13 protein-coding genes and 3 tRNA genes are annotated in these 12,918 nt (G+C 36.7%); 7 read left to right on the top strand and 9 right to left on the bottom strand.

All coding sequences use genetic code 11. From position 1 onward, the window contains the following. Positions 1-128 precede the first annotated feature (128 nt). From OLW01_RS10235 to bfr (OLW01_RS10260), 6 genes are all read left to right on the top strand, one after another. Positions 129-1,028: a GGDEF domain-containing protein gene (locus tag OLW01_RS10235; protein WP_268073816.1), complete on the top strand. Its 900-nt coding sequence runs from the start codon at positions 129-131 to the stop codon at positions 1,026-1,028. Between the two features lie 162 nt (positions 1,029-1,190). Next, the gene (locus OLW01_RS10240; protein WP_268073817.1) at positions 1,191-1,706 is read left to right on the top strand and encodes an RDD family protein; all 516 of its coding nucleotides are present in this window, start codon (positions 1,191-1,193) and stop codon (positions 1,704-1,706) included. 256 nt (positions 1,707-1,962) lie between these two features. Then, positions 1,963-2,586, top strand: a complete 624-nt coding sequence (locus OLW01_RS10245; RefSeq protein ID WP_268073819.1) for a tetratricopeptide repeat protein — start codon at positions 1,963-1,965, stop codon at positions 2,584-2,586. 129 nt (positions 2,587-2,715) lie between these two features. Next, positions 2,716-3,315 carry a paraquat-inducible protein A gene (locus tag OLW01_RS10250; RefSeq protein ID WP_268073821.1) on the top strand — a complete coding sequence of 200 codons (600 nt, stop codon included), beginning with the start codon at positions 2,716-2,718 and terminating at the stop codon, positions 3,313-3,315. A gap of 151 nt (positions 3,316-3,466) precedes the next feature. Continuing rightward, positions 3,467-3,931 carry a bacterioferritin gene (bfr, locus tag OLW01_RS10255; RefSeq protein WP_268073822.1) on the top strand — a complete coding sequence of 155 codons (465 nt, stop codon included), beginning with the start codon at positions 3,467-3,469 and terminating at the stop codon, positions 3,929-3,931. Between the two features lie 12 nt (positions 3,932-3,943). Beyond that, entirely contained in the window at positions 3,944-4,411 is a 468-nt protein-coding gene (bfr, locus tag OLW01_RS10260) for a bacterioferritin (protein ID WP_268073824.1), read from the top strand. 108 nt (positions 4,412-4,519) lie between these two features. On the opposite strand, the gene OLW01_RS10265 is transcribed toward bfr (OLW01_RS10260), so the two are convergent. The 9 genes from OLW01_RS10265 to OLW01_RS10305 form a co-directional block, all read right to left on the bottom strand. Beyond that, positions 4,520-5,086 carry a CBS domain-containing protein gene (locus OLW01_RS10265; protein WP_268073825.1) on the bottom strand — a complete coding sequence of 189 codons (567 nt, stop codon included), beginning with the start codon at positions 5,084-5,086 and terminating at the stop codon, positions 4,520-4,522. A 47-nt stretch (positions 5,087-5,133) separates the two neighbouring features. Further along, complete coding sequence (locus tag OLW01_RS10270) at positions 5,134-5,421, bottom strand: hypothetical protein (protein ID WP_268073826.1); 288 nt, start codon at positions 5,419-5,421, stop codon at positions 5,134-5,136. Between the two features lie 141 nt (positions 5,422-5,562). Beyond that, entirely contained in the window at positions 5,563-6,219 is a 657-nt protein-coding gene (locus OLW01_RS10275) for a hypothetical protein (protein ID WP_268073827.1), read from the bottom strand. Between the two features lie 66 nt (positions 6,220-6,285). Beyond that, positions 6,286-7,092 (bottom strand): nucleoside triphosphate pyrophosphohydrolase, encoded by an 807-nt coding sequence (gene mazG, locus OLW01_RS10280; RefSeq protein ID WP_268073828.1) that lies wholly within the window; start codon positions 7,090-7,092, stop codon positions 6,286-6,288. Between the two features lie 136 nt (positions 7,093-7,228). After that, positions 7,229-9,430, bottom strand: a complete 2,202-nt coding sequence (relA, locus tag OLW01_RS10285) for a GTP diphosphokinase (RefSeq protein WP_268073829.1) — start codon at positions 9,428-9,430, stop codon at positions 7,229-7,231. Between the two features lie 15 nt (positions 9,431-9,445). Next, positions 9,446-10,780 carry a 23S rRNA (uracil(1939)-C(5))-methyltransferase RlmD gene (gene rlmD, locus OLW01_RS10290; protein ID WP_268073830.1) on the bottom strand — a complete coding sequence of 445 codons (1,335 nt, stop codon included), beginning with the start codon at positions 10,778-10,780 and terminating at the stop codon, positions 9,446-9,448. 109 nt (positions 10,781-10,889) lie between these two features. Further along, a tRNA-Val gene (locus tag OLW01_RS10295) sits at positions 10,890-10,965 on the bottom strand. A gap of 18 nt (positions 10,966-10,983) precedes the next feature. Next, positions 10,984-11,059: transfer RNA gene (locus OLW01_RS10300), tRNA-Val, on the bottom strand. A gap of 16 nt (positions 11,060-11,075) precedes the next feature. Next, positions 11,076-11,151: transfer RNA gene (locus tag OLW01_RS10305), tRNA-Val, on the bottom strand. A 342-nt stretch (positions 11,152-11,493) separates the two neighbouring features. On the opposite strand from OLW01_RS10305, the gene gltX reads away from it, so the two are divergent. Continuing rightward, the gene (gene gltX / locus OLW01_RS10310; RefSeq protein WP_268073831.1) at positions 11,494-12,903 is read left to right on the top strand and encodes a glutamate--tRNA ligase; all 1,410 of its coding nucleotides are present in this window, start codon (positions 11,494-11,496) and stop codon (positions 12,901-12,903) included. Positions 12,904-12,918 lie beyond the last annotated feature (15 nt).

A 12,918-nucleotide genomic window follows, 5' to 3' on the forward strand; every position in this document is an offset into this window, starting at 1 on the left:
ATAAAAACCCTAATAACACATTGTTTTATATAAGTTTAAAAATATTGGCATACATTTAGCTTTATACCGCTTATCAAACAGTGCAAAACACTGATTTAGTCTATTTAAAGTTAAACTCGAGGTCAACAGTGGATAATTTCCAGCGATATCTCAAACCAGATTCAGGATTCTTAAATCCGATTAAAACCCAAATCCTAGCTGGCTTAAGCGAAGCTTTAGTCCCAGATATTTCACATTTATCTGAGCAATTACATGCCTCGTTAGACATTAAAAGAGTACTGCAAACTTTTACCACAGAAGCGGCAAGTTTTGTTCACCTAAGCGGCATACGCTTTCAGTGCGAATCAATTTGTGTTGAAACCGAAGGCTTTATTGAAGGCATTTACGAACACATCACAGAGCTAAGCACTGAAAACAAAACCGTAGGTTACATTACCTACTCAGCATACCGTGAAATTGGGCCTAACCAAGCTAAAATACTACATCATATGCAAACAAAGCTGGCTCAACCTGTTTTTAATGCCGTGCAATTCAATCTATTACAACAACAAGCATTAAAAGATTATTTAACGGGTTTAGGTAATAGAGCAAGTTTTGATGAACAAATAGAAATTGCAATACAGCGCTGCCATCGCAGTCATGCAGGCATTTCACTCTTATTACTAGATTTAGATAATTTTAAATTCGCTAATGATACTTTTGGTCACGCAGAAGGCGATAAAGTACTACAAGCCTTTGCCGACATAATTACCCATAGTGTAAGACGAACCGACATTGCGTTTAGGTTTGGCGGAGATGAATTTGCCGTCATCTTAGATACTGATAACCCAGATATTGCAATTCAAGTTAAACAAAGAGTTCAAAATATGGTCGCTCGCTCATTAATAATGAGCAATACTTCAGTGAGCTGTTCAATCGGCTTTGCGCATTGGCAGCAAACGGATACCAGCAAACAATTGTTTATGCGCGCCGATCAAGCGCTATACCAAAATAAATCAAATTATAAAAAACAATTAAGACGAGCCTAATTTAATATTTGGATCATTTCTTGAGCTCACTACCAAAATTAAAAATAAAAGCTGAAAGTTTCTAACAGCAAGACTAGGCTTTTATTCATTATTTACGTATTATCGCGCCGACTTTTTAGTTTTTAACCTAAACTCAGATTTTTATTTGTTTTAAGGACGTTTATGTCGGCTTCTCCTTCTGAATCACAGCAACAAGCTTTGCCACGCGCTGGCTTTTTTCGTCGTTTAGGCGCCTGGGTATATGACGCATTAATTGTTATTGCCATTTTGCTATTAGCAACATTAATTGCGCTGCTTTGTTTAAATGCGCTGATCGCGATGGCGTTAATAACCCTCCCAACAAATACAGATCCCTCTGAATTTTTACGAAATAGTTTTATTTTTCAAAGCTATCTAGCTTTTTGTTTATACAGCTTTTTTTCTTGGTTTTGGCGCCGTGGTGGACAAACCGCGGGCATGAAAACTTGGCGCTTAAAGGTTCAAAGCTTAAATGGCCAACGCTTAACACATACCCAATGTATTATTCGGTTAGTCACCTGCTTGCTAGGTGCTGGCAATATATTAATTTTTTGGCCAGGCTGCAAAAAGCGAAGTTTGCAAGATATTTGCTCAAAGACAGAAATGATCACGCTCTCGAAAGAACAAAACAAACACGTCAACTGGAAAGGTTATATGTAGCAGCCCATCTAATATTAATTACTTTTCTTATGATAATTGGGAGTGGCATAGTTAGAGGTAGATACCGCAATTTTGTAAATCTACAACTCATTCGTTTATTCCATATAAACCGTTAGCTTGTTCAGATAAGCGCTTTAAGCTGATAAACAATCTGCCTCCTTCAATAATTCTAAAAGATAATATAAAAAATAATAACAAATATGGTCTAATAGTTGCTTTAAATTAATACGATTTACTCTTTGTCAAAAAAATAGCTATGGTTAAATTACTTTTTGTTTTCGCATTACTAATACTCACTTTAATAAAACAGCCGCTTCACGCTGAAACCCTTAAAGTGGTGCAAATTTATGGACAAGAAGAACTGCTTTCTTGGATCAAGCACAATACCCACCTTGATCGAGTAGTGGAAGATAGATGTCAGCTTGTTCAAGATATAGAAGCAAGAGCAAAAGTGGTAAAAGTACCCGCTTATCAATTTTTATGGGGCGATATGCTTGCTTGGGGTGTATGTGTTGATAAAAATGCTGAGCTTGGCTTATATTATATTAAACAGGCTGCACACCAAGGCTTGCCAGAAGGGTTAGAGCAACTTGGCCGATATTACGCCAAAGGTATTTTAGTTCAACAAGATAACAAGCGCGCGATTGCATATTTGCGCGAAGCTTCTGCAATGGGCAGCATAAAAGCCAGAATCGAATTTGCAGAATTTTTAAATGAAGGCATGGGCAGTCCACTTGATTTTGAAGACGCTTATCACTGGCTCCACAACAGCGTGATTGCTGATAAAAAACAACATCAAAGAGCCAAAACTGCATTAAATAAACTCGAAACAAAAATGCCGACTCGTGTGGTTAATCGAGCAAAACGAGCTTTAGATTAGATTAACACCTATGTTTGAATATCACTCTGCAAGCGGCATGTAATAAATTAACGGTCAATGAATTGCCCAGCACTGATAAATTTGACATGATTCCTACCACTAGCAACTCCAACCAAGGTTATTTTATTTATGCTCAAAAAACATCTCGGCTTTTTATTTAATTTAATTGCCATTTGCTTATTTGTACCTGGTATTATTTTACCTATGATTTCGCTCAGTATGGAAATGACGGCTACATTATCTCAATCAGCTTTGTCTTCTACTTTACTTGATAAAGAGCTTTCTATTTTAGCGACCGTCAATGAACTATGGCAAGATAACCGGTTTTTAGTTGCTGTTTTAATTTTTGTTTTCTCAATTTGTGTGCCTATTTTAAAAACCAGTTTGCTTTGCTGCGCATACTTTATAAAAGATTTACAGTTAGAGGCTCGCATTCTCAGCTGGCTTAATACTATAGGTAAATGGTCTATGGCGGATGTTTTTGTCGTAGCTGTTTTTTTAGCCGTCTTATCGACCAACCACTCAGAAACGTCAACCCCGCAAAGTTTTTCACTTTTTGGTTTTAACATGGATTTACTTATCAGTAGCCAAACTCTTTCTAACGCGGGTATTGGTTTTTATTGCTTTGTAGGGTATTGCCTATTGTCTTTACTCGGTACTCAGCTTTGTCAAAGCAGTTTAAAGCACCGTAAAGCAAATAGTGAAAATCTGGTCGCATGTTCAGGTTAATAATACAGTAAGCAACCTAAATCTAACTCTAAATGATAATGATTAATAAATGCAATCCATTGATATATAAGCTTTTTTTGACCAGCCTTATTTTATCGTCTATACTCAACGCATATTTTATAAACAGTTAATTTAAATAATAGGTGTGGCCATGAAAGGCGATAAGCAAGTTATTGAATACCTTAATAAAGTTCTTACTGCAGAGCTTACCTCTATCAATCAATATTTTTTACATGCTCGAATGTTCAAAAATTGGGGATTAGAAAAATTAAACCAAGTTGACTATAAAAAGTCGATTAAAGATATGAAACAAGCAGATGATCTTATTGAGCGAATTTTATTATTAGAAGGTTTACCCAATTTACAACGTTTGGGATCGCTTCGAATTGGTGAAGATACACCTGAAATGCTTAACTGCGATTTAGCATTTCAGTTGGAACAACTACCACTACTAAAAGAAGCAATTGTTTGCTGCGAACAGCATCAAGACTTCGTGAGCCGTGAACTACTTGAAGACATTTTAGAATATGAAGAAGACCACGTAGATTGGCTAGAAACGCAGCAATATCAAATTAACGCTTTAGGGTTAGAAAAATACCTACAAGCACAGTTATAAACGGAGGCGAACATGCAAGGCCCAAAAATCATAATTGATGCACTAAATAAGCTGCTAGCTAATGAGCTTGCAGCTATGGATCAATACTTTATCCACTCTGAAATGTACGCAGATTGGGGATTAGAAAAACTGTATGAACGTATCAGCCACGAGTTTGATGATGAAAAATCTCATGCGAAAGCATTGATCGCACGCATTTTATTTTTAGAAGGCACACCTGATATGACAACCCGAGATGGTATTGTTGTAGGTACAGATGTCCCTTCAATGTTAGAAAGTGATTTACGAGTGGAATATAGCGTTGCTCGCTTACTCAAAGAAACCATTAGTCTTTGTGAAAAAGAGCAAGATTATGTAACCCGAGATATGTTAGTCACCTTATTAGATGATACTGAGGTTGATCACGCATACTGGTTAGAACAGCAGTTACGCTTAATTAAAATGCTTGGTTTACCTAACTATTTGCAGTCTCAAATGTAAACACTGTTACGTTTAAAATAAAAAAACCGATGTTTAAACATCGGTTTTTTTTGTAGTTAAATCAATCACTTTAATTTATATTGAATATACAACAATTAACCGATTAAATTAAAAATCACTTTTAATCGCCCGAAATATATCCGCAAAAGATGGCGCTTTTACCACAGAAATAGACAATTTGAGCTTACGTGCAATATCGCTGGCTGAAATTAATCCTCTAATATGATGACGAGCCGGATCAACCACTAAGCAATGCTGAACCCCATTTTGCTTTAAAGTATCCACTAAATTAGCAATACTGGCGTGTTCTACATCACTATAGTTGAGCGCTTTAATTGAATCTCTTGGCGTCATTAAATCATCTACAGTTAATTCATCACGTTGAAAGCCATTTGCGACCAGTTTTACAACATTCTGCGAAACAATATCTTCATAGCTAATTAAACCAACCAACTCTTTTTGATTATCTACTACTAATTTCATTTTAACGTGCGAACGCAACATCTCACGCTCTGCATCTATTGCCAACGTTTGATTATCAATCATTAATGGCCGGTGCTTTTTAAAATCGGTAAAAATATCTAATGCTGATGAACTTAACGTAATTTCCTGAAATTCTTCAGGTTGAACTAAATGATCAATTTGATCGATGGCATGTAAGGCAAGTGTTTTCATAACAAACTCCAAAAATTTATTTAAATTAATTAAAAATAAGCGTGGTGTTATGAAAAATGAGGTGGTGCTCTAATACTGTAGGAAAATGGACGATGGTAAGAAATACCTCGATAAACAACAATATGAGCCTTACTAATATTTGTTTTTGGTAATAAATCAGAAAAGCTAACTAATACCGCTTGGTGATCGTCGTTAATATCGGGGGTGATTAATTCAACTGATTCAGTTGTTACGGCTAATGAATGATCACTAGAGGCATAAGATTGTTCTGAGCTGTGTTCTGCAACACAACTTAAACTGATTAACAAACTAAATATAGCAAAATATTTAATCATTCAGAACAACCTAACTAATGATAATAAGCATAAAACTTATCAGAATATACTTAAATATAGATCAAAGCAGCCAACAAAAAAAGGATTATTTAAATCTATTATATTTATATCGTGCGTCAATTCATATCTTGAATTCAAGTATTAAGGTTTTTGAGTTTGAATTAATGCGTGGTAGCTTTTACTAATATTTGGCAAATGCTGTAATTGCTCGGTTGAATTAAACCAGCTTTCAGTTTTTAACTTATTTTGTGACAACAAACTAGTAAAACAAGCTTTAGCAACAGCGTTATTTTGAGCAGTTGAAAGCTTACCGACAAACCAGGCTTCTAAATGTTCAGGCGAATATTCAGCCAATGACTGACAGACAATTTTGTCCATCTGCTCACTAGTGTCGCTATTAAACCAACTATCTAAATTAGCCTGTGCTTGTGACTTATAATGATAAGTAAAGCGTTTAATAATATCTTGCTGGACAGGACTTAATAAATTGCCTTGATTGCGCCTAAAAGCTTTATTAAATAATTGTTCTGGGTTATTTGCCAACCATTCATCTAAATATAAAAAATAGGAAACCTCTGAGTTTGCTTCTTGTAATTGTAATAGCCTTTGCCAAGCATAAAGCTTTGGCATATTTTCTGATTGCCTATCAATAAAAAAGCGCTCATCATCATTTACTTTATTCTCTCGGCTTTGCACTTTTTTTTGCGGCTTCGCCTCTTCTGAAAACCAAGGTTGAATAATTCGATAACAGATAAATGCGAATATCAGCACAAAAAGAACTGAATTTCCTCTTGTCACGCTATAAATCCTACTTTATAAATATTGAATGTTTACAATAGATTAAGTTTAGCCATTTGACAATTATTAATCGCGACTTTGTTTTTTAACCCGTTGCCACAGCACTTCCATTTGTTCTAGAGACAGATTAGATAAGGTTTCTCCTTGCGAACGCGCTAATTCTTCAACCCCTCTAAAACGAGACTCAAATTTAGCATTAGCAGCTCTTAATGTACTCTCAGGATCGAGTTTCAAGTGGCGGTTAACATTAACCAACGCAAACATCAAATCACCTAATTCTTCTGCTACCTTATCTTCATTAACCTCTTGAGCATTAAGTTCATCTTCTAATTCTTCAATTTCTTCTTTTACTTTATCAATTGCGCCCGAAACATTAGGCCAATCAAAACCGACATTAACACACCGCTTTTGTAATTTCTTAGCTCTAATAAGTGCTGGCAAGGCATTAGGCACGTTATCAAAAATACTTTGTTCATTTTCGGCTGTTTTTGCTGCGCGCTCTTTCGCTTTTTCAGCTTCCCAATTTTCTTTAATTGCATCTTCGGTTAGCAGCGCTGCATTTGAAAAAACATGGGGATGTCGTCTAATCAGTTTCTCGCTTATACCTTCAACTACATCATTAAATTCAAATTCACCTTGTTCTTGCGCTAACTGGCAATAAAAAATAATTTGAAATAACAAATCACCCAATTCTAATTTAAGTTCATTAAAATCATTCTGTTCAATCGCATCAGCTACTTCATAAGCTTCTTCTAAAGTATGAGGAATGATACTTTGAAAGTTTTGCTTAAGATCCCAAGGACAACCTGTTTGAGGATCTCTAAGCTGTTTCATAATACCGATTAGTTGCTGAATTTTATGAGCTTGTGACATAAGTAATAAAATAATCCTATTTTTAATTTTTTGTTCAAGCCCTTATTAAGCTTGCCAGTTGGGCATCAATACACAGATAAATATAACAATATATCGCAAGCCTCAAAGCATTCAAACTAGAGTTGACGTAAACCAGTTAATGCAAACGTTTTGCTTCGTATATATCGGGCAACTGGCTTAATTTGCTTAGAACTTTTGTTAAACTGTCTAAATGAGGAACTGACATATCAATGTCAATTGCAGCTTCCTGCTTTGCTTCATCAGAATGACTTTGCACACCTAATACGTAAGCTTTGTCATTGGCAAGTATTGTGGTGATATCTCTTAATAACCCTGCTCTGTCCGTTGCAATTACACGCACAGTTACGCGTGAACCTTTAGAGTCAGCATCACCCCAATCAACATCGACTTGACGTTCAGGATGTTGATCTAACATTTGAGCCAGTTGATCACAATCGCTTCGATGAATAGAAACCCCTTTGCCATGCGTAATATAACCGGTCACCGCATCGCCTTTTACGGGCTGACAACACTTAGCCATATAAGTTAATAAATTACCTACGCCTTGAACCACAATGCCTGACGCATTGCCGACTAGTTTTTTATTATTAGCTGGTTGCTCTAATTTTTCTAATAAGCGCTGGTCGTCTTCCGCTTTGCTTTTTTGTTGCTGGCTTTGGATAAAGTTAATCACTTGATTACTGCCAATATCCCCCGCACCAACGGCTGCGAGTAAATCATCAAAGCTGTGCATATTAAACCGGCTAATAGCAGGCTGTGCATCTTGCAATGTGAGCCCTGAACGTTTTAATTCTCGCTCTAATACATCTCGACCTTCTTCCAGATTTTTATCTTTATCCTGTTGTTTAAACCAATGATGTATTTTAGCTCTGGCGCGACTCGATTTGATATAACCTAAACTCGCATTTAACCAATCTCGTTTAGGATTAGGCGATTTACTGGTTAAAATTTCCAGTTGATCACCATTTTGTAATTCATATGAAAACGGCACAATGCGGCCTGATACTTTAGCACCTATACATCTGTGGCCAACATTGCTGTGGATATAATAAGCAAAGTCTAGCGGTGTACTACCTTGTGGTAAATCAACTACATCACCTTTGGGCGTAAATACGTAAACTCTGTCTTCAAAAACTTGGCTACGTAATTCTTCCAGCATATTGCTGTCATCATTGACGTCTTCTTGCCATTGCAGTAATTTTCTTAACCAGTTTATTTTTTCTTGATAGCTATCTTCTTTTCCATTGGCTGTCCCTTCTTTATAGCGCCAATGTGCAGCTACGCCTAGTTCTGAGTCTTCATGCATTTGATGGGTTCTAATTTGCACTTCAACCGCTTTGCCTTCAGGGCCAATAAGAACCGTATGTATTGACTGGTAGCCATTTGGCTTAGGCGCTGATATATAATCATCAAATTCTTTCGAAATGGGCCGCCATTTAACATGAATGGCCCCCATTACAGCGTAACAATCTTTAACTGAATGCACTAAAATACGAATGGCTCGGATGTCAAATAAGCGCTCAAAATTCAGCCCTTTCTTTTGCATTTTTTTCCATATACTATAAATATGTTTAGGTCGACCAAACACTTCACCTTCAATTTCCATAGCACTTAGCTGAGCTTGAACTTGAGACACAAAGTTTTTAATATAGCTGGCTCTATCTTTTCGCTTTTCGTCCAGCATACTTGCAATACGCTGATAAGTTTCCGGGTGCTGATAACGAAAACAATAATCTTCAATTTCCCATTTTAGCTGACCAATCCCCAGTCGATTGGCTAGTGGCGCATATAAAGTTGAAGCTTCTTTAGCCGCTAATACTCGAGTTTCTTCATCTGCATTTTTAGCTAACCTTAGCTCAATAATGCAAACTGCAAGTTTAATGACGACCGCTCGAACATCTTCAACCATCGCCAATAACATTCGACGAATATTATCAATTTGCTCACTGGGTAGATCTGAGCGTTGCTTATGTAAAAAACGAATGGCAGCCATCTGCTCAATACCATTAACTAATAAAAAAACGGTATTAGACGCAAATTCGGTAATTTGAGTTTGATCAATTAACTTTCGTTGCCAGTACGGATATAACATGGCTGCCGTTAAAGTTTCTGCATCCATATTCAAGGTATTTAAAATTTCCACTAGCTCACGAGAGATACTCATAATTAAAGGGTCATTATTTATCTTAAACAAATAATGATGACAACGAGTTACCGCTTCTAAGCGAGCATCATCTGAAAAATCTAAATTAGCAATCCAGTCTGAAAAGTCTGCAAACTGATTATTTTTTTGATGTGATTGTCGAACTGAAACCATTGTGAATCCGTTTGTTTAGCGACTAAATAAAGCCATTGTTTCTATGTGCGATGTTTGAGGAAACATATCAATCAAGCCTATTTTAATCATTTTGTAGCCACTTGCTAATAAATATTGTGAATCTCGAGCCAATGAATTGGGATCACAAGCAATATATAACACCTGCTTTGCTGTCCATTGCTCACTTTGTTGGCATATTTGCATTGCGCCTTGTCGAGATGGGTCTAAAATAATTTTGTTAAATGCGCCCCAATCAATTTTATCTAAACCATCAATTGAGCTTAAATCCTGCTTATAAAACTCAGTATTAGTCAATTGATTGTCGCTTGCATTGCGTTTTGCTTTCTCAACCATAGAACGGCTGCCTTCAATCCCCACAACCTTTAGCACTTTTTGTGCCACCGGCAATGAAAAGTTACCTAGCCCGCAAAATAAATCTAACACTACATCGTCTTCATTAAGTTCAAGCCAATTTTGGGCTTGTTGGATCATGTCTTTATTTGCTTGAGAATTCACTTGGGTAAAATCTGATAAACCAAATTGTAGCTGCAATGAATCAATTGAATAATAAAGCTTATCCGAATCTGACTGAACCTTAAGATATTCATCATCATTTTGGTGAAAATAAATATCAAGATTATGGGCTAACGCAAACTCAGTGAGCTTTATATAATCTTGCTCGGCCGGTTTATTTAACACTCTAAGGATAATGCAATAACGCTGACCAGCAGAATTTAATTCAACGTGACTAACGTGTTTTTTACATTTAAGCTTATTCAAAATTTGCACTAACTCGGGCAATAACGTGCTAAATTTAGGTGCAATAACTAAACATTGATCCACTTCGATTAGTTTTTTGCTATTAAATTGCCGAAACCCTAAATGTAATTTATTTTGTTTGCCTTCGTACCAAGCTGATAGCCGAGTTCTGTTTCGATATTGAAAAGGTTGACTGTTGAGGATAGGTTGCCAAGGTAGCCGTTTGATACCTTGCTTAGCTAAAAGTTGATCAACTCTAGTTTGTTTTTGTTGAGTTTGAGCCGCGTAGCTTAAATGCTGTAATTGGCAGCCTCCGCATTCAGAAAACCAAGGGCAGTTAGGTTCAATTCGCTCATCACTAACTTGCAAAATTTTATGTAGTTTAGCGGTCAATAACTGCTTTTTATCTTCGGTTATGATTGCTTGAACCTTTTCGCTAGGTAGTGCGCCTTGAACAAAACATACTTTACCATTATAGCGACCAACGCCTCGACCTTGATGATCTAAATCGTTTATATCCAACTCAATTATTTTATTAAGGGAATGACTTTTAGCAGATTTTTGAGCAGTCGAACGAAAAATTTGAACCATAGTAAAAAATAACGCGAAGTATTAGTAAGATACTTAAGATTTTAAAGCAAAAGCGTTTAGATTTATATGCTGCTATGAAGTGATTTTAAAAAGATATAAAAAGAGATGATGGTGGACGCTACTGGACTTGAACCAGTGACCCTCGCCTTGTAAGGGCGATGCTCTCCCAACTGAGCTAAGCGTCCGAAGACTTTAAAAATAGATGGTGGACGTTACTGGACTTGAACCAGTGACCCTCGCCTTGTAAGGGCGATGCTCTCCCAACTGAGCTAAACGTCCAATTTTTAAATAAAATTGGTGGACGCTACTGGACTTGAACCAGTGACCCTCGCCTTGTAAGGGCGATGCTCTCCCAACTGAGCTAAGCGTCCATACAGTCACAAACAATAAGCGTCTGTTGCTGTGTGTGGTGCGCATTATAGGGATGCTTACTGGCCTGTCAATAAAAAATATAAAAAAATAAATATTCTTTTGTAAAAACTGAATAATCGCTGTTTTTTCATTCAAAAATGACTAAAAAAGCAGCGCTAAAATAAATACCATGCACTTAAAATAAAATTTAGTAAAAATCAGGCTCAAAATTAGGAAACTCGACTAGGGGTTGTTAAAATGCTCTGTATTACTTTTTACTCAACAGTAGAGCACTTTTATTACTTGAATCACAAAAGTAGACAACCGCTCGCTGTTTACATTATTAGCGTTAGGAATTATCAATGACTGTTAAAACTCGTTTTGCCCCCAGCCCAACTGGCTACCTTCACGTTGGTGGAGCACGTACTGCTTTATATTCATGGTTATTTGCACAAGCCAATCAAGGCGATTTTGTGTTACGAATTGAAGACACTGATTTAGAACGTTCAACTCAGCCAGCCATTGACGCCATTATGGATGGCATGAACTGGTTAAACCTAAGTTGGAATGAAGGCCCCTATTACCAAACAAAACGATTTGATCGTTACAAAGCGCTTATTCAGCAATTATTAGATGAAGGTAAAGCCTATAAGTGCTTTTGCACGTCAGCAGAATTAGATGCAATGCGCGAAGCACAAATGCAAGCTGGTGAAGCCGCCCGATATAATGGTATGTGGCGAGATAGAAGCGATCACCCAACAGATAAACCTTTCGTTATCCGTTTTAAAAACCCACTGGAAGGCAGTGTCACTTTTGATGATAAAATTCGCGGGAAAATTGAAATTGGCAATAAAGAATTAGACGATTTAATTATTCAGCGTTCAGATGGTTCTCCTACTTATAACTTTTGTGTTGTCGTAGATGACTGGGATATGGGCATCACCCACGTGATTAGAGGGGAAGATCATATTAACAATACCCCACGCCAAATAAATATTTTAAATGCGTTAGGCGCGCCTATTCCAACTTATGCTCACGTATCTATGATTTTAGGTGACGACGGTAAAAAGTTATCTAAACGCCATGGTGCCGTTAGCGTTATGCAATATCGCGATGATGGTTTTTTACCTGAAGCCTTACTCAATTATTTAGTCAGATTAGGCTGGTCACATGGAGATCAAGAAGTGTTTAGTATTAAGGAAATGACAGCATTATTTAAATTAGAAGATATTAACAAAGCAGCCTCTGCCTTTAATACTGAAAAATTAATTTGGTTAAACCAGCATTATCTCAAATCATTACCGGTTGAACGCTTAAAAGACGAATTACAGTGGCATCTTGATGACCAACAACTTAATACAACTCAAGGCGCAAATTTAGATCAAGTCATTAAAGCGCAAGCTGATCGAGTTAAAACCTTAAAAGAATTAGTTGAAATATCTCGCTACTTTTTTGAAGACTTTACTGATTTTGATGCAAATGCGGCTAAAAAACATTTACGCCCGGTTGCAAAAACAGCTTTGCAAACCGTACAGGCTAAATTAGCTTTATTAGAAAATTGGCAAGCAGATGATATCCAAGCCGCCATTAACGAGACCGCGACCGAATTAGAAGTTGGCATGGGTAAAGTAGGAATGCCGCTAAGAGTCGCCGTAACAGGCGCAGGTAATTCCCCCTCATTAGATGTTACATTAAATTTAATAGGACGTGAAAAAACGCTTGAAAGAATCGACTTAGCCATTAATTTTATAAATAAACGAGAAAACGCTTAATTTTTTGTTGACATG

This window comes from Catenovulum adriaticum (genome assembly GCF_026725475.1).
Lineage (GTDB): Bacteria > Pseudomonadota > Gammaproteobacteria > Enterobacterales > Alteromonadaceae > Catenovulum > Catenovulum adriaticum.